Origin of the sequence: Lactococcus cremoris subsp. cremoris NBRC 100676, assembly GCF_001591705.1 — a bacterium.
Classification (GTDB): Bacteria; Bacillota; Bacilli; order Lactobacillales; family Streptococcaceae; genus Lactococcus; species Lactococcus cremoris.
Genome location: NZ_BCVK01000021.1, coordinates 1 through 18229 on the forward strand (window position 1 = coordinate 1; position 18229 = coordinate 18229).

Here is an 18229-nt window from a genome sequence, read left to right on the forward strand (position 1 = left end):
CAATTTTATATATATTCATGAAATAACTCCAAGATAAATTAACGTAATCGTTTGCATTTTGATTATATCGCTTTTTTGTTTTTTTAACCACTATTAATAATGTAAAATATGTTGGACTAATGAAATTGAATAATAAAAAGCCATACCATAAAGTATAGCTTAAAAAGGACTTACTCTTTTTTGAAATATAAAATCATTGACTTCAATTATTTTTCTTTTTGTAGTTTCTCATCATGAAGTAAGCAATAATACCAAAGATAAGTGGTCCACCAATCATTGAGATAAATGAGGTCAACATTTCTGATAATGCTTTTGCAGTTTGGTCAACAGCTGGTAATTGAACATAGTTCACAATCGGTTGAATAATTGTGAAGAAGTTCGCGCCACCAACGACTACTAAGACCAAAATTGTCAAGAAATTAACAACGAAGTTTGATTTAAAGAACTCAATTGGTTTAGCAATATTTTTATTTTTCTTGAAGTACCAGAAAGCAATAACGATGAAGAGATAAGGCAAGGTCATAGAAACATTAGCCATATAAGTCAAAATGAGGAAGAATTGACTTGCACCACCTTGTGAAGTCAAGAAATTCAAAACAATAATAAAAGTAACAATTGCAAATTGAATCCACATTGCAAATTTTGGCATACCTTCTTCATCAAGTTTACCTAATTTACCAGGCCAAAGTTTTTCTGGTGTACCAGTAATCAACTGTTTGATTGGGCTGTAAGTTAAGGTAAAGTAAGCACCCATATAGGCAAGAAGCATTGAAAGACCAATATAACGGGCAAAAATTCCACCAAGCATATCCGCTCCAGAAGTAGAAAGTCCAAGTGCATGACCAACTGCTTCACCAAGATTTTGCAAAAGCATATAAGGAACAGTTCCAAGGTTCATTGACCCATCTTTTATTGCTGGAATCCATTGTGAATAATCAACAAAGAATCCAACGCTAAGAATAGCTACTGAGTAACCCACCGCAATAATAAGTGCTGATGTAATAATTCCACGAGGGAAGTTTTTCGCTGGTTCATGTGTTTGATCGACTAAACCGGCGATTGATTCTACCCCACCATAGGCAAATACAGCAAAGACAAGAAAGGCGATAAAAGCAACGATACTACCATCAAAAGTTGGATTAGGAGATGACGTAAAAGCAGCAAGGTTAATTGGTGTTGCAGGATGTCCATTAACAACTAGTACAAGAACTGCGCCAAGAATTAAAATAACATTGAGCGAAAGAACGGCAATCCCAGCAATAGAGGTGAACTTTTTAATTGTTTCGACCCCTTTAGATACCATAAATGTAATGACGGCCATCCAAACAACGGCTGCAATTGAAATTTAAAGTAATGATGGTGTATGTGTTGAATTACCAAAAATTAAATTCACCATTGGAATCAAAATTTTATTTGCGACACTTACCATCCAAATGACATAAGATGCATACCACATGAATGTTCCAATAAAGGCGAAAGTAGGATTAACTGCCTCACTCATCCATGAGTAGATTCCTCCTTTTTCATCTTTAAATGCTGATCCCATTTCCGTTACCATAAAGGCAAAGGGGAGGAAAAAGAGGAGAGCTCCGATAATATACCAAGGAATAGCACCGTAGCCCATTTGATAGAAGGCAACTGGGATATTCCCAAAGCCAAAGACAGTCGTAAAGATCATCAACGAGAGACCTACGAGTGAGAGTTTACCTTTTGTGTTTTGTGACATAATCTTTCCTTTTTACATTGATTAATAATTTTATCAACCAATTTATTTTTAAAGTGTTGAATGATTAACTAAATTTTACTTATAAATCTGTCAGTAAAATCTTTAGAAACAGAATAATATTGTAGACAGTAGCAGAAAGTTATCGAAAAGTAGCGATTAGTCTGAAAATTACATGCTAAGCGCAAAGCAAGCCGCTCAAGTAGATTTTTTAATAAAAACCTTCTTGGGCGACTTGTTCTTTTATTATCGAGTCCTTAAAAATAATAACTCTATTTTTTTCTTTTATTTTGCTACTTCATTGTTCAAACGGATAATTTCAAGCAAAGTATCTACTGCTTTTTCCATTGTTTGTACAGAAACAAATTCAAAACGTCCGTGCATGTTTTCTCCACCAGCAAAAAGGTTTGGTGTTGGAAGTCCCATAAACGAAATTTTAGATCCATCAGTCCCACCACGGATTGGTTCAATAATTGGGGCAATATCAAGATTTTCCATTGCTTTTTTGGCAATATCAATAATTGACATATCTTTTTCAATGATTTGAGCCATATTGTAGTATTGATCTTTAATAACTGGTTTTACACGGTTTTGACCAAGTTCAGCATTCATTTTATCTGCAATCTCTTGCATCAAAGCTTTACGTTCGTTGAATTTACCTTCTTCATGGTCACGAATAATATATTGAGCTCTTGCTTCTTCTGGTGTACCATCAAGTTTCAAAAGATGGAAGAATCCTTCACGACCTTCTGTTTTTTCAGGACGGTCAAATTCTGGAAGTGCATTATGATAGTCAATTGCCAATTGCAAAGCGTTAACCATCATATTTTTTGCTGTACCAGGGTGAACGTTTTTACCTTGGAATTCAATCACTGCACCAGCTGCTGAGAAAGTTTCATATTGAAGTTCTCCAAGTGGTCCACCATCTACAGTGTAAGCAAAGTCAACATCAAAGTCAGCAACGTCAAACTTATCAGCACCTACACCAATTTCTTCATCAGGTCCAAATCCAACTCGAATTTCGCCATGTTCAAAATCAGGATTAATGTTCAAGAGATAATCAGCCAAAGTCATGATTTCAGCGACACCAGATTTGTCATCTGAGCCAAGCAAAGTTGTTCCATCAGTATGAACCAATGTTTGCCCTTTGTAGTTTTTAAGATTTGGAAAATCTTTTGGATCAAGTGTAAACTCAGTATCCCCAAGTTGAATCACAGACTCCCCATCATAATTTTCCAAAATTTGTGGGTTAACTCCTTCTGCATTAAAATCAGCGGTATCCAAGTGAGCTAAAAGTCCAATTTTACGCACTTTTTTATCTGTGTTTGCAGGAATTGTCCCGATAACATAACCATTTGATTCAAGATAATGAACATCTTTGAGCCCAAGAGCTTTCATATCTTCACCCATTTTGTGGGCAAATTCTACAAGCGCTTGTGTTGAAGGTGTTGTTGTGCTGTTTTCATCTGAACGTGTGTTTACTTTAACATATTCAAGAAAACGTGGTAACAGTTTTTCGTACTTCATTGGTTCTCCTTTAATTTATTATAATCGCCTATTTGTCTCCCAATGAGATAAAAGGCTCAATAGCTGTGGTTTGTTGGATTTGAGCAATAATAAAAGATTTAGCATCATCATATTTTTGCTCTGGAATCACTTGTTCTGAAAACTCCAAAAGACATTTATATTCTTTTTCAGAAATCTTTTCAATATAATTATATTTTTCAAGTACATTGACAAAAATATCACTTTTATTTTTGACGATGTCTTTACGCATGAATTTTAAGAGAAAAGTCGTCATATATTTTAATGCATACTCAGGGTCCACATCTCCAATCATTTGATAAATTTCTTTTTCAAATGCTGTTAAAGGGAGATTACTCGCTACTTTATTAAAATAATTGGCGAGTGTTGGTGTAACTTTTGTATTTTCTGGATATTCCTTGTAAGAAAAAGATGTCACAAAATTCAATATAACTTGATTCGTTTGATTAGTTAATCTGGGATAGCAATTGCTTTCTTGCAATAACTTCTCAATCCGTGAATTTTCTTCAATAAAAATCGGCTGTTCATAGATATTTCTCTGCGGTTCAGCCTTTTTATCCTCTATTCTTTTCCAGTCAAAATCGCTGTCTTTAAAAATATGAAAACCAAGTGAATAACGCTTATCCGAACGTAAGATTAGGCCAGCAGCAATGAATGAATCAATCTGCCGGTCCATATTTTTTACGTCAGCAAAATCTTTATGAATCTGTCTTAGCATGACTTCATCATGTTCTGCTAAATATTCTATCAAATCTTTAAAAAAGGGCTGACCTGTCAGCCGATTTTCATTATAGATTTTAATAGTCATTATTTATTAAAGCTTTCAGTCAATTGTGGAACAACTTGCTTTTTACGTGAAACAGCTCCCGCAAGGAAAGCATGGTCATCATTAAGTGTAAAATTGAAGGCCGCTTCTGATTTTTCTGGGTGTGCGCCCAATGCAATGATTTCAGAGTTTGAGTTAACAATATCCGTAATCATAAAGACAAAATCATCATATCCATTTGCGTTCATTGAAGCTTTAATTGCTACTTTAATATCTGAAAGACGTTCCAAAACTTCTGGAATATCAACTGTATTAACTTGTGCAATACGTACGCTTGAACCATTCAATTCAAAAGTTTTAGCATCAATATCAATCAATTCTTCTGCTGATTTAGTTGACAAATTTGTTCCAGCTTTAAGCATTGCAAGACCGTATTCTTCAAGATTTACACCAGCAATTTCAGCAAGCTCTTTAGCTACCTTATGGTCTGTTACGTGAGTCGTTGGTGATTTCAAGAGCAAAGTGTCAGAAATCAAACCTGAAAGTAAAAGTCCTGCAACCTCTTTAGGAACTTCAACATTAGCTTCAAGGAATTTACGGTAAACAATTGATGATGCAGAACCAACAGGTTCAACAGTCATAAATAAAGGTGCTGCTGTATTAAAGTTAGCTACACGATGATGGTCAACCACACCATAAATTGTTAGGTCTTCAATATCAGAAATTGATTGTTGGAATTCATTGTGGTCAGTTAAAATTACTGTATCCACACCTTCTTCTTTGGCTGATTTTACAACGCGTGGAGCTTGTACTCCAAAGTAATCCAAGACAAATTGTGTTTCTTCATTGGGAGTCCCAAGAGCAACAACCTCAGTATTAAGGGCACCATTTGGACGGTGATTGCTCAAGTATGAGAAACCGTATGATGAACCAATAGCGTCAGTATCAGGTTTTTGGTGACCAAAAACAAGTATTTTATCAGACATTTTTTTACCTCAATTTAAAAATTTTTATCTCTCACTCTTCTTTCATTTTTCTATAAAATAGAGTGAGCTTATCATCTCTTAAATTATATCAAAAATTGACTGATTAAGCACACTTTCATTTTCATTTAAGTCTCTTTCTGCTTATTTGTTCGGTTATAACAAAAAATGGATTTGAAATATTTTCAAATCCATTTTATTTTTTATTTTATTCGTTCTAAATAGTCTTGATAAGACTCTGTATTCATGATTTCTTTAGCATTATGAACACGGTCTTTCGTTGGCGGTTTAACCTCTTCAAGTGGATATTTCCAACCTAATTCACGCCATTTAAATTCACCCATTGTATGGTAGGGTAAAATTTCAAATTTCAAAACATTTTTCAAAGTCTTAACAAATTCACCCAATTGTACCAAATCTTCGTCAAAATCACTTTCACCAGGGACAAGAACATGACGAAACCACATGGCATTGCCACGGTCTGATAAATATTGGGCAAAAGCCAAAATATTGTCATTTTTGTTAGCTGTCAGTTCTTTATGACGTTCTGGATTAATTTCTTTGATGTCCAACAAGACCAAATCAGTATAATCTAATAATTCATCAATTTTTCCAGTCACATATTTGTCAGTCAAATAAGGTTGAGCTGCTGTATCAAGCGTTGTATGAATACCAAGAGATTTTGCATATTTAAAAAGAGCCAAAACGAAGTCAATTTGAAGAAGTGCTTCACCACCAGAAACAGTAATTCCCCCTTTTTCTCCCCAGAATCCCCTAAAGCGAAGTGCCTCATCCATGACATCTTCTACAGTCCGTTTTGTGGCTTTATCCGATTTCAAAGCCCAAGTATCAGGGTTATGACAATACTTACAACGCATCCGACAACCTTGCATAAAGATAATAAATCGTACACCAGGCCCATCAACAGAACCAAATGATTCAGTTGAATGAATCAGTCCGGTCACTTTTTTTAGTTCATCTATATTTTCTGACATCATTTTCTCCAATTTCAAACACTATTTCACACCACTATCATACCGCAATTCGCTGATTTTATCAAATTAAATTCTGTCAGTAAAATATCCTACTAACGGTTCTGTCAGTAACTTTCTCTTAGTAAATTAAGCTCGGTCAGTCAATAAATGTAAGGGTTTAACTAATTAAAGCTTTTTGATTAAATAAAAATACTGACAGAAATTCTGTCAGTATTTTTTTAAATTTCTGTTTCTTCTGGTTCAACGTCAAATTCAACACGAAGTTTAACCACACGTTTTCCAGAAACTTCTAAACTTGTCAGTGAAAAATGATCTTCCTCATTATCAACTTTGCAAACAATTTGTTGTCCTTTGGCCGGAATTTTCCCAGTCGTTGCCAAGAAGTAACCCGCAATGGTATCTACGTCATTACTTTCAAGATGAGTATCAAATTCTTCATTGAAGTCGTTTAGAGTCATTTTCCCTTGCACGACATAGAGGTTTTCGCCAATTTTGAAAACTTCTTCTTCGGCAATATCTGTTTCGTCATCAATTTCACCGACGATTTCTTCTAGTAAATCTTCCAATGTTACTACACCTTCAACGCCACCATATTCATTTAGCAATACTGCCATTTGATTTTGGGTTTTGCGCATTTGACGCATCAAATCGTCAACGAAGATTGTTTCAGGGACAAACAATGGTTCTTGAAGAATTTCCCGTAGGTCAATATCATCAAAACCATGCTCAAAACTATATCTCAAAAGTTTTTTGACATGTAGAATCCCTAGAATATTATCTTTGTCATCATCATAAACTGGAACTCGTGAATAAGTTTCGTTCAGAATAGCTGTAATATTTTCACGTGAGTCGTCATTAATATCGATCATGAAGGCGTCAGTTCTTGGAACCATAATTTCACGCGCCACCAATTCATCCAAACTAAATACACCAGTAATCATCTCACGTTCATTATCATCAAGTGCTTCATCATTGGTATTAAGTAAATACTCAATTTCATCACGAGTCATACTTTCATCCAAATCATCAAATTTCATTGGTGTCAAACGACTCAAAACGTTGGTTGAACTTGCTAAAAACCAAACAAAAGGTTTCATCACTTTTCCTAAAAATTGGATTGGTGGTGCGACCCGTAGGGCCATTTTTTCTTTGAGGTTTTGGGCAATTCGTTTAGGATAAAGTTCACCAAATACGAGTGAAACATAAGTCAAAATAGCTAAAACAATAATTTGAGATAAAGTTTTAGCCAGTGCCGTTCCACCTAATAATGGTGCTAGGCGAGATGACAAAGCTTCGGCCAAACTAGCCCCCGCTAAGATGTTAATCAGAGTAATCCCAATCTGAATTGTCGAGAGGAAATTACTTGGTTGATTAAGAATATTAACAAGGTTGATATATTTCTTATCACCTTCGCTGGCCTTTTGCTCTACTTTTGTCCGGCTGAGACTGACCATGGCCATCTCACTGGCTGAGAAGAAGGCATTTAAAGCTGTTAAAAAAATTAGTAAAAGAATCTGCAAGAGTATCGATACACTCTCGGGATCAGGGTTTGACATTAGTGCTCCTTGAAAAAGATATTATAGTGTTTATTTTAACACTTAAAACTTAGTTAGCTCGAATTTAAGAAAATAAGAGTTAACATTTTAGATAGAATTATTATATCATATTTTTGTTCTCATTTTGAAATAATTTTTCTTTGTTCGGCTTTATGGTTATTATAAAGACTATTGGCAAATCTTACAATTTCTTTGACCAAACAATAGGCCGGAACAGCAATAATCATTCCAAGAATTCCGTATAGGCTTCCTGAAATTAACATCAAAATCATAACTGTAACTGGATGCACTTTAACGGCAGAACCAACAATTTTAGGATAAACCAAATTGCCATCAAGTTGTTGTAAGACGAGAACATAGATTACCGCAATTAGGGCTGTAATTGGACGATTAAAAGCAACCGTTACAACCATTGGTAAAACCCCGATATATGGTCCCGCATAAGGAATAAGGTTAGTAACACCCGCAAAGAGTGCAAAAAGGAAAGCATACGGAATTCCCAAAACCATATAACCGACGAAAACGACAATGAAGACCAATAAAGCATCAAGCGCAACTCCAGAAATATAACGAGAAATCGTATGATTCATATTTTCCAAAAGTTCAAAGATATTAAGTTTATCTTCTGTCAGTACATTTTCTTTCAAGAATGGAATAATTTTTTCACCATCTTTGAGCATGTAGTAAAGAAGAATTGGAACTAAAATCATTACCATGATAATGCTCGTGATAATACTTACAATACTTCCAACACTTATCGTAATACTGTTTAAAAGATTATGCAAAATATCAGTATAAGAAAGATTTAGTCTTTCAACAAGGCTCTTAATATCAAGTTGTTCATAAATATGCGAGAATCTTGGATTATGTTGAAGTCCTTCTATCCATGTTCGAATCTGAGGATAAGCTTTCCCAGTGGCATTAATCAAACTTGTCAGCTGTGTAATTAAACTTGGAATGACTGATGCAACTGCAAAAATAATCATTCCTAAAATGAGTATAAGAACAATGAAAATGCCAAATACTTTTTTTATTTTTAGCTTTTCTTCCATAAAAGTAACAACCGGATTGAAGACATAATATAAAAAACCTGCAATAATAAATGGAACAAATAAGAGCGTCAGTAACGTCTTTATGGGCTGGAATACAAATTGAATCTGAGCCAATAGAAAAATTAGTAAAGTAACGGCTAATATTTCAACTGTCCAGAAGAATAATTTACTTTTTTTGAACATAGATTTCCTTTATTTAATTTATTTTTATCTTTCTCAAAATAAATCATTATTTTAAGTCAAAGTGAGTTTTATTGAAAGAACTCTAGGCTTATCTCCCTAATACTATCTATAATACCATAAACTGATTTACCGCGCTAGGTTAGCCTTCAAACAAAAAATAAGTCATCTAAATATTGTTCTTTTAGCGCCTTTCACATCCAAAAGTTTCCTCTAAAAAAGCATAGATAAAATCTACTGGCTTTTATAAAGTCTATAAATATAAAAAACACCTACAAGGTGTTTTGCTACGGCTAAAAAGAGACCTCATTCTCTTTTTAGCCAGTCTAAAGTCTTATTATCCATCGCTTCGGCTAACAATAAATCACTAAGCTTTAATTTCTCTAATTCTAGTGCATAAAGATTTTGAGCTTTAGTTAAAGTTTCAATCACTAGACTCTCACTCTCAAGTGTGTGTGCTTTATTTGGAAAGATGCGCTGCCCAATATGACTAAGGTCAGCACTAATGAATTCTTCCCCCTCTACTGCAGCCATTACGTCCTTTAACGAAATTTCATTTATTCTTTTTTTAAGCTTAAAGCCACCATCCTTACTTGCAGTAGACTCTATTAAATTATTTACCACTAATTGCCTTAATACTTTTTTTAGAGAGGAGTCGGAAACTTCCAATAATTTGCTGAGCGTTTTACTTTTCAAGGCTTGTTGGTCTTTTTGAGTCGCTAAAATTAGTAAAACGTAAACGGCTTCCTCTAAATGTTTGGACAGTTTCATTTATTTTCCAATCCCTCAATCATTTCTTTTACAACTTTTTCTACTCTGATAGGTTTTATATTTTTAGAAAAAACTCCCAAAATATTGAATAAGGGAACCAATTTTGATAGTCTATCTCTCCTATCTCCTCCATAAACTAAAGTAGGTTCGACAACAACTACAGGTATCTCAGATTCTCTCAACATATTAATTAATTTCGCTTTTGTATTCAAAAAATATTTAGGTCCAAGTTTTCCTCCTATCATGCCCATGGCCTTAACTTTTTTTATTTGAGCAATTTTCAGCATTACTTCTGCTGGTTGATCATTTATCTCTCTTGATTTAAGTTCATCTTTTTCTGGTGCCCCAATTAAATTTATAATAAAGTCAACCTCTTGTGGTAAGAGCTTTTTCAATTTTTCAAAATCATTTACATCTGCTTTGATGTTGATCACATTAGGATGCTCAAACTTATTTTTACCACTTCTTGAAATTGTGTATATTTTAATATCATTATTCTTATTTATCCACATTTCTGTAAGATGTCTTCCTATATAGCCATTTCCGCCTAATAAAACAATATTCATCATTTCTCATTGCAATCCGTAGATTTATTTAATCTATGGATATTTTATATCTAAAGATGGGATATGTCAAGGATTTTAATCAGAAATTTTGTAAAATATTTTATTCTTCTTAAAACTAGGCTCTATGCATCACATACAATATAATCCTAAACTATCAGATGTAGTAATTCCAACACTTGCAAGTATCTATAGAAAGCTTTATAATAAACCCAAGGCTTTTATGTAAACTAATCTTTAGGAGAACTTATGGAAATTAGAGTGACTCGTGACACGATGTCCGATATTTATTTTGATGCTTTACGAATTCGCAATCAAGTTTTTGTCAAAGAACAAGGGGTTCCTTATGAACTTGAGGTTAGTAATGCCCTTGAGGAAGCTTCTGCTGTTCATTTTGTCCTTTATGATGAAGGAGTTGCCAAGGGGGCTGTTCGCTTACTTACTGATTTGGATGAAAAAACAGCATTGGTTCAACGAATGGCAATTTTAAAAGAAGCCCGAGGAAATGGTTATGCAGCAATTTTGATTGACCGCCTGATTGAATTTGCCAAAGAAACTAAGCTAAATAAATTAGAACTTCATGCGCAACTTTCTGCACGAGGTTTGTATAGTAAATTCCATTTTAATGAAGTTGGACAAATTTTTGAAGAAGCAGGGATTCAGCATATTCAGATGGAAAGAACTGATTTTAGTGACCAATAGTTTATATTTTCTTAATTAACAAATAATAAAAACCTGACTAAAGTCAGGCTTTTATTTTATATCTTATTCCAATTCAAAGCTCTTTGAAGTTCTTTCACAGAGTCAGAAACCGAACTAATCATTCCATCTTGTGTTGTTCCAAGATGTTTTTGCAAAGCTTTAATTGTAGCTTGGCCAAATAGTCCGTCTTGTTCAATGCCTAAGAATCTTTGCAATGCTTTGACCACGTTTGAACCTGTCAGTGATGAATCAAATTGCGCTGCATAAATATTTTGATTAAAGGTCTGTTTGTACTGATGGCTAATTACTCCGTCTTTTCCGGCTGTATCAAAGTATTCTTGTAGCCGTTTAGCGGTCGCATTGCCAAACTGTCCGTCAAGATTTAAAGTAACCATCTGAGGTTTGTTGTCAGTATTTACTGAGCCTGAACCAACAATTCGGTAAAAATGATGTGGGAGTCGAGTGCTCATGTAAGCATCATTTGTATCAACCGCAATTCCGTTGTGAGTATGAAAAAAACGTTTAGAAGATAATGGGTTTTCTATGGGCAGACAGGAGCTTTTAGAATATCTCCTCAGAGAAATTGAAAAATGTGGATTTGAGATTTTTGCTGTGGATATTTTGCCAATCCCCGCAGCAGTTAATGTTGATAAAAAGTTAATGATTTATAACTTTAAGGAGGCCTCTCCTTTTGAAATAGCTCATGAACTCATTCATATCCTTAATAAAGATAATCATCGTGGAGAATATTTTGACGCAATAAATCCTCAAGAAGTGAGAGCAAATCATGAAGCACTTCTTCTTCTCTGGGAAATATTTGAAGCTAATGGAGGGACTTATGAATATTTTAATGTATTTGTTGATACAACGGATGCCCCATTTGAATTAGCTTACTCAATCATTAGCAAAGAATATTCTGAAATTCATGACTATATTGTTGATTATATTAGCTACTTTAATGTGCTTGAATCTGTTAATATTTATCATTTTTTAGACCATTATCATCTAAATTATTGCTTATATGAATTAGCAGAAAAAGAATTTAAAAAAATCTTTAAGGTTGCATAAAATATTCAATCATAAATTCTAACCATAATCAGGAAAAATTATCCACGGATTAAAGAGGCAGTCATATAAAAAAGTTACTAACAACCCTGTTAGTAACTTTTTTATTACTGTTTATGTATTTATAATTTATTTCATTAATTGTGCAATTCTTTTTTGAAGTTCTGGTACAAGTTGAGGCTCAAACCAAGGATTTTTGGCTAGCCAAATGTTATTTCTTGGACTAGGGTGAATAAGTGGAAAATATTTTGGCAGATATTTTTCAAAATCACGAATCACTTCTGTTGTTTTTGCTGACGATTTTAGATTTAAATAGTATTTTATCGTATAAGATCCAACCAAAACAAAAAATTCAATTTCTGGCATTTGTTGCAAAAGCTGTTCATGCCATTTTTCGGCAAAGCCTTTTCGAGGGGGCAAATCCCCTGATTTTCCTTTTCCTGGAAAATAGAAATCTAAATGTAAAATTGAAATTTTATTCGATTGATAAAATGTTTCTCGGTCAATTCCTAGCCAGTCACGCAAGCGTTCTCCTGATGGATCGTTCCAAAAGAGGCGTGATTCCTGCGCTCTAATGCCCGGTGCTTGTCCTATGATACAAATTTTGGCTTCTTTATGAACAGAATAAAGTGGTTCAATTCCTTCCTTTGTGTAATTTATATTTTGCGGATCTGCTTTGATGGCTTCAAAAATTTCTTTTAATTTATCCATTTTCTTTCCTTAAAAGCGTAATCTAAATATATAGATTACGCTTGTTTGATTATATTTACTGACAAAAATTTCTTAGTATTCTCATCCTTTTGCTTTTTCTAATTTTGCTTTAAGATACTGACCAGTATAGCTGTCAGTAACTTTGGCTACTTCCTCAGGCGTACCCTTGGCAAGAATTATTCCGCCGCCAGCTCCACCTTCTGGTCCTAAATCAATGATATAATCTGCCGTTTTAATGACGTCCAAATTGTGCTCAATGACCACAATCGTATTTCCTTGTTCAACCAAACGGTCTAAAACCTGAATCAATGTCGCAATATCTTCGCTGTGCAAACCAGTTGTTGGCTCATCCAAGATATAAAAAGCTTTACCATTTGAGCGTTTTTGCAACTCAGAAGCCAATTTCATACGCTGTGCTTCTCCACCTGACAAGGTTGTTGCTGGTTGACCAAGGGTCACATAGCCCAAACCAACATCGACAATGGTTTGCAATTTCCGCTCGATTTTTGGAATATGACGGAAGAATTCGAGCCCGTCAGACACGCGCATATCAAGCACTTCCGAAATATTTTTCCCTTTATAATGAACTTCCAAAGTTTCCGAATTATAACGTCTACCGTGGCAAACTTCACAAGGCACATAAACATCTGGCAAAAAGTGCATTTCAATCTTGATGATTCCATCACCAGAACAGGCTTCACAACGTCCACCTTTGACATTGAATGAAAAACGTCCTTTTTTATATCCACGAATTTTTGCCTCATTGGTATTGGCAAATAAATCACGAATATCATCAAAAACACTGGTATATGTTGCTGGATTTGAGCGCGGTGTACGACCAATTGGACTTTGGTCAATATCAATCAAACGCTCAATTCCTTCATGACCTGTAATTTTTTTATGTTTACCCGGTTTTTCTGAATTATGATTCAATTTTTGAGCCAATGATTTTTTCAAGATACTATTGACCAAAGTTGATTTACCCGAACCAGAAACACCAGTCACAGCAGTCATGACGCCCATTGGGAACTCAGCATCAAGATTTTTCAAATTATTTTCGCTTGCACCTGTAATCTTGACCATCTTTTTCTTATCAATGGCCCGACGTTTTACAGGAACTGGAATGGCTCTTTTTCCTGACAAATATTGCCCTGTCAGTGATTTCTTATTTTTCATGACTTGTTTTGGTGTGCCAGAAGCAATAATCTCACCACCTAAATCACCCGCGCCAGGACCGACATCAATCAGCCAATCGGCTGCCATCATCGTGTCTTCATCATGTTCAACAACAATCAAAGTATTCCCTAAATCACGCATTTTTTGCAAAGATTCAATCAAACGATCATTATCTCTTTGATGCAAACCGATTGATGGCTCATCCAAAATATACAAAACACCAGACAAATTAGAACCAATCTGTGTCGCCAAGCGAATACGTTGAGATTCGCCACCTGACAAAGTGCCACTCGAACGAGACAAAGTCAAATAATCCAAGCCAACATTTTTCAAGAAAGCCAAACGGTCTTTGATTTCTTTCAAAATGGGTTTGGCAATCATTTCATTATTTTCAGAAAGCACCAAACTCTTCACATAATCAAGCGTATCGCCGATTGAAAGAATTGAAAATTCAGCAATATTTTTTTCGCCGACTTTGACAGATAAAGCTTGGTCATTCAAACGATAACCATGACAAGTCGTACAAGTCAATTCAGTCATGTAAGAACGTGCCATTTCTCTGGCAGACTCACTCATTCCCGAGCGATAACGGCGCCAAAGATTAGGAATGACCCCAACAAAAGTCATATCTTGGTCACGTAATCCAAAATCCCCTTCGTGGAGAAAATGAAAAAGTTTATCGCCATTTCCATAAAGGACGATTTGCTGCTCTTTTTCTGATAATTTTTCCCAAGGCGTGTCTAAATCAATGCCAAATTGCTCCATAGCTTGTTCTAAAAGTGCTGGGTAGTAAGTTGAGGCTTTTCCATACCAGTAGATAATCGCCCCTTCACGCAGTGTTTTACTGGTGTCAGGAATTAGTAAATCGACGTCTGGTTCCAATTTGACTCCTAGTCCATCACAATCTGGACATGAACCAAAAGGTGCATTAAATGAAAAAAGGCGTGGTTCTAATTCTGGAACAGTAAATCCACAAACAGGACAAGCGTAAAATTCACTAAAAAGCAGCTCAGAGCCATCCATTTTATCAACAATAACATAACCTTCGGCCTGATGAAGCGCGGCTTCTACCGAGTCAAAAAGACGTGAGCGAATACCTTCTTTCACGACAATCCGGTCAATAACAATTTCAATGGTATGTTTTTTATTTTTATCAAGCTCTGGAACTTCTGAAATATCATAAACTTCACCATCAACGCGGACGCGCACATAACCATCTTTTTGGATACGTTCAAACATCTTAACGTGCGTTCCCTTTTTAGTCCGCACGACAGGAGCAAGGATTTGCAAACGTGTTTTTTCTGGGAGTTCAAGAATTTGTTCAACAATCTCTTCGACAGATTGTGCCGAAATTTTACCATGACCATTCACACAGTAAGGCGTTCCAACACGAGCATAGAGCAAACGCAAATAATCATTAATTTCTGTGACTGTTCCGACCGTTGAACGCGGATTTTTTGAGGTTGTTTTTTGGTCAATGGAAATCGCTGGTGACAAACCATCTATTGAGTCAACATCTGGTTTATCCATATTTCCCAAAAACTGTCTGGCATAGGCTGACAGGGATTCAACATAACGGCGTTGCCCTTCCGCATATAAAGTTTCAAAGGCCAGTGATGATTTACCAGAACCTGAAACACCTGTGACTACAACTAATTTATCTCTTGGAATCTCAACATCAATATTTTTTAAATTGTGCTCACGCGCACCGTGTATTACTATTTTATCTTGTGGCATATTACTTCCTTTTTATTTTGTTTTTACTCTACAGGTTAGCACGTTTCTTTTATTGCAGATGTCCATTCTCACTAAGAGAGAGTTCACTAGTCCTGTCTAGCACGCACCATGTATTACTATTTGTCTTGTACATTCCTGTTTGCTTTATTTTTTAAAATAATGTTCTACTTCATCTTCTAGTGACTGAATATCATGTTTAACTTGTTCACCCATTTCATGATTAGATTTTTCGATAATTTCCATCGTATTTCTAGCCAAATTGCGAGCTTCATTCATAATAGAACGACAGCCTGCATCATCAGTTTCTTTCATTTTTTTATCATATTCTACATGAATTTTTCTTGTAAACTCATTGATGTCATGCATCAATGTTTCAAAATTCGAACGAATTTTTATTTGAGTATTCTCAAAATAAGGCTTACGGTCATCAATCACTAGATTTAAAAGCATCATCTGATAATTTAAATCCGCAGCATTTCGATCTCTTGACATTGTATTCTCATTAATACGAATAATGCGACGCTGATTACTTGAATCATTTGTGTTCTCAAAATGACGTTGTTCCAAACGGTCCATATTAAGCTGAATGGTCACTCGCATCAAGACTTGTGAAATGTGAAGATAATCATAAAACCACTTAATAAAATCATCTTTTTGCTTATGAAGCATTTCAATAGAAAGAGTGGTTGAATGACGTCTTTTTCCAGCCTGATATTCCGCAAAAGCAATGATTGCAGTCACAATAATTGCCAGACTTGAAAGAATCGTAAGTGAAGTAATCATACTATTATTATACCATGAATAGAAAGCTAGCTCTTAACTTTGGCTACATGAAATGCTATAATCAATCTATAGACATTTAGCATTTTAGAAATTTTAGGATAATTTTATGAACACCCATTTCACCTATGTTTTACAGTGCGCTGACCAAACGCTTTACTGTGGCTACACCACTGATTTAGAAAAAAGACTCGCCACTCACAACTCCGGAAAAGGAGCTAAATACACAAAAACGAGGCTTCCAGTTAAGTTACTTGCTTCTGTCAATTTTGATAATAAAAATGATGCCATGTCTTGTGAATGGTGGTTTAAACATAAACTTGTTCGTCAGCAAAAATTGAAACTTATCAAAAATAATTTGATTAAAGAAAAATTTTTAGAGTATCTTTTAGCCAAGCAAAAATAAAAACATTCATTATAAAATGAATGTTTTTTCTATTATGCTTTTTTCTTGCGGTAACTAAAGTAAGACAAAAGGCAAATAACCAAGGCAAAGACGGACAATGTCCAAGGATTTGTGATAATTTGCATGATAAACACGAGGCTTAAAGCGATAAGTACTACAAGTGTTGCCAATTTAACAAACCAATTTGTGACTTCTTTATGTTTAAAATACAAAACTAAAGCAGCAACTAATAAGAGAATCCATACGATTGAAATGGTAAATGAGATTGAACCGGCGACAAATTGCCAGAAACCATCACCCAAAACAGCTGATAAAAGAACTCCGATAAATAGAACAAATGAAGAAACTAAAATCGCATTCGTTGGCACCTGATTTTTTGATAATTTACCTAATTTTTTACCCACATAAGTGCTTGAACCTTGAATTCGAGAATAAAGTGAACGTGAAGTAGCATAAATTGCCGAATTCACGGCTGAGAAAATAGCAATAACAATAATTACAAGTACAATTTTATCTGCGTGAGGAATTCCAACTCGAGCAAAAATTGTCGCAAATGGACTAGCGGCGTCTGGATTTGACACTTCGCTCCATGGCAATAAATGCAAGAATAAAAAGATTGGAATAACATAAAAACTAATAATCCGAATTAAAACGCCTCGAATAGCTCTCGGAATAGCCACTTTTGGATTTTCTGTTTCAGCAACTGTAATGGCTGCCAATTCAGAACCACCAAATGAGAAAATAACGACTAATAGTGAAGTTAAAAATCCTGAAAAACCATTTGGAGCAAAACTTGGTGCTGTACTTTTCGTAGTTACTTTTTGAGCACTATCGGCAACAAAACCAAGATGAGCATCATTGATAACCAATAAATAAATACCCAAAGCAATCAAAAGTAGGATAACAGCGACCTTGATAAAGGCCAACCAATATTCCATTTCGGCAAAAGCTTTGACTGACCAGAGATTAATTGCCGTTCCAAGAACCGCAACAACCAAAGCAAAAACCCAAAGTGGGACGCCAGGAATTAGCATAGCAAGGAAAGTTGAAACTCCCGCTTCTTCTGCGATGAGGACCGCCATCCAAGTTGCCCAGTAAACCCAGTCTGCAAAATGCGCCCAATGATCTCCAATAAAAGGAGCAACAACTCCAGCCATCCCAGCTTTATGGTCATCTTGATGAATGACCATTTTTCCAACACCATACATGACGACATAAAGGGTCAGCCCAGCTAAGACGTAGGAGAGCAGCACACTTGGCCCTGCTTGTGCGATGACTTTACCAGAACCTAAAAATAGTCCTGATCCAATCGCTCCCCCAAGTGAGAGCATAACAATGTGACGAGTCTTTAAAGAAGACTTCAAGCCTGTAGAATTTTCCATAAAATTCCTCTTTTCTAATGTGTGAAAGCAAAGCTTTCTTTTATAAGTTACCTTCCAGTCACCTAGCAAAACCCTGCTTGGAGTCGGTCTTTACGATTAATTTTACTTTAGAGTTGAAAGAAAGGTTAAAAAAATT

The 18229-nt window shown here is 35.1% G+C and carries 16 protein-coding genes and 1 pseudogene; 3 read left to right on the forward strand and 14 right to left on the reverse strand.

Annotated elements, in window-relative coordinates:
• Positions 1–202: 202 nt before the first annotated feature.
• The 9 genes and pseudogenes from yjeM to LLA01S_RS05140 all read right to left on the reverse strand — a co-directional run bounded on the left by yjeM (position 203) and on the right by LLA01S_RS05140 (position 10140).
• Positions 203–1726: pseudogene (gene yjeM, locus LLA01S_RS05100) on the reverse strand (glutamate/gamma-aminobutyrate family transporter YjeM).
• A 282-nt stretch (positions 1727–2008) separates the two neighbouring features.
• Positions 2009–3250: a peptidase T gene (pepT, locus tag LLA01S_RS05105; protein ID WP_011676821.1), complete on the reverse strand. Its 1242-nt coding sequence runs from the start codon at positions 3248–3250 to the stop codon at positions 2009–2011.
• A 28-nt stretch (positions 3251–3278) separates the two neighbouring features.
• A complete protein-coding gene (locus LLA01S_RS05110; protein WP_021037780.1) occupies positions 3279–4076 on the reverse strand; it encodes a DUF1803 domain-containing protein in 798 nt (265 codons plus the stop codon).
• Positions 4076–5020 (reverse strand): manganese-dependent inorganic pyrophosphatase, encoded by a 945-nt coding sequence (locus LLA01S_RS05115; RefSeq protein WP_011676823.1) that lies wholly within the window; start codon positions 5018–5020, stop codon positions 4076–4078. Before LLA01S_RS05115 ends, LLA01S_RS05110 begins: the two co-directional genes overlap by 1 nt.
• Positions 5021–5220: 200 nt before the next feature.
• Positions 5221–6012: a pyruvate formate-lyase-activating protein gene (gene pflA / locus LLA01S_RS05120; protein WP_372585167.1), complete on the reverse strand. Its 792-nt coding sequence runs from the start codon at positions 6010–6012 to the stop codon at positions 5221–5223.
• Positions 6013–6230: 218 nt separating this feature from the next.
• Positions 6231–7568 carry a hemolysin family protein gene (locus LLA01S_RS05125; RefSeq protein WP_011676825.1) on the reverse strand — a complete coding sequence of 446 codons (1338 nt, stop codon included), beginning with the start codon at positions 7566–7568 and terminating at the stop codon, positions 6231–6233.
• Positions 7569–7687: 119 nt separating this feature from the next.
• On the reverse strand, positions 7688–8803 hold the full coding sequence (locus LLA01S_RS05130; protein ID WP_032950426.1) for an AI-2E family transporter: 1116 nt from the start codon (positions 8801–8803) through the stop codon (positions 7688–7690).
• Between the two features lie 303 nt (positions 8804–9106).
• Positions 9107–9571: an Rrf2 family transcriptional regulator gene (locus tag LLA01S_RS05135; protein ID WP_011676827.1), complete on the reverse strand. Its 465-nt coding sequence runs from the start codon at positions 9569–9571 to the stop codon at positions 9107–9109.
• Positions 9568–10140: an NAD-dependent epimerase/dehydratase family protein gene (locus LLA01S_RS05140; RefSeq protein ID WP_032939944.1), complete on the reverse strand. Its 573-nt coding sequence runs from the start codon at positions 10138–10140 to the stop codon at positions 9568–9570. Before LLA01S_RS05140 ends, LLA01S_RS05135 begins: the two co-directional genes overlap by 4 nt.
• A gap of 243 nt (positions 10141–10383) precedes the next feature.
• Between LLA01S_RS05140 and LLA01S_RS05145 the strand changes: the two genes are divergently transcribed.
• On the forward strand, positions 10384–10836 hold the full coding sequence (locus LLA01S_RS05145) for a GNAT family N-acetyltransferase (protein WP_061777938.1): 453 nt from the start codon (positions 10384–10386) through the stop codon (positions 10834–10836).
• Between the two features lie 56 nt (positions 10837–10892).
• On the opposite strand, the gene LLA01S_RS05150 is transcribed toward LLA01S_RS05145, so the two are convergent.
• On the reverse strand, positions 10893–11306 hold the full coding sequence (locus LLA01S_RS05150) for a peptidoglycan-binding domain-containing protein (RefSeq protein ID WP_011676829.1): 414 nt from the start codon (positions 11304–11306) through the stop codon (positions 10893–10895).
• Positions 11307–11379: 73 nt separating this feature from the next.
• On the opposite strand from LLA01S_RS05150, the gene LLA01S_RS05155 reads away from it, so the two are divergent.
• The gene (locus tag LLA01S_RS05155; RefSeq protein WP_061777939.1) at positions 11380–11904 is read left to right on the forward strand and encodes a hypothetical protein; all 525 of its coding nucleotides are present in this window, start codon (positions 11380–11382) and stop codon (positions 11902–11904) included.
• Between the two features lie 126 nt (positions 11905–12030).
• Here the strand turns inward: LLA01S_RS05155 and LLA01S_RS05160 are convergent, their stop codons facing one another.
• The 3 genes from LLA01S_RS05160 to LLA01S_RS05170 form a co-directional block, all read right to left on the reverse strand.
• On the reverse strand, positions 12031–12612 hold the full coding sequence (locus tag LLA01S_RS05160; RefSeq protein WP_061777940.1) for a uracil-DNA glycosylase family protein: 582 nt from the start codon (positions 12610–12612) through the stop codon (positions 12031–12033).
• Positions 12613–12693: 81 nt separating this feature from the next.
• Positions 12694–15525 carry an excinuclease ABC subunit UvrA gene (gene uvrA / locus LLA01S_RS05165; protein WP_014572130.1) on the reverse strand — a complete coding sequence of 944 codons (2832 nt, stop codon included), beginning with the start codon at positions 15523–15525 and terminating at the stop codon, positions 12694–12696.
• 144 nt (positions 15526–15669) lie between these two features.
• Positions 15670–16308: a hypothetical protein gene (locus tag LLA01S_RS05170; RefSeq protein ID WP_061777941.1), complete on the reverse strand. Its 639-nt coding sequence runs from the start codon at positions 16306–16308 to the stop codon at positions 15670–15672.
• Positions 16309–16414: 106 nt separating this feature from the next.
• Here LLA01S_RS05170 and LLA01S_RS05175 point away from each other — a divergent pair, with 106 nt between their 5' ends.
• Entirely contained in the window at positions 16415–16711 is a 297-nt protein-coding gene (locus tag LLA01S_RS05175) for a GIY-YIG nuclease family protein (protein WP_011676835.1), read from the forward strand.
• Between the two features lie 32 nt (positions 16712–16743).
• On the opposite strand, the gene LLA01S_RS05180 is transcribed toward LLA01S_RS05175, so the two are convergent.
• Positions 16744–18093, reverse strand: coding sequence for an amino acid permease (locus LLA01S_RS05180; RefSeq protein WP_011676836.1), 1350 nt, complete (start codon positions 18091–18093; stop codon positions 16744–16746).
• Between the last annotated feature and the right edge of the window lie 136 nt (positions 18094–18229).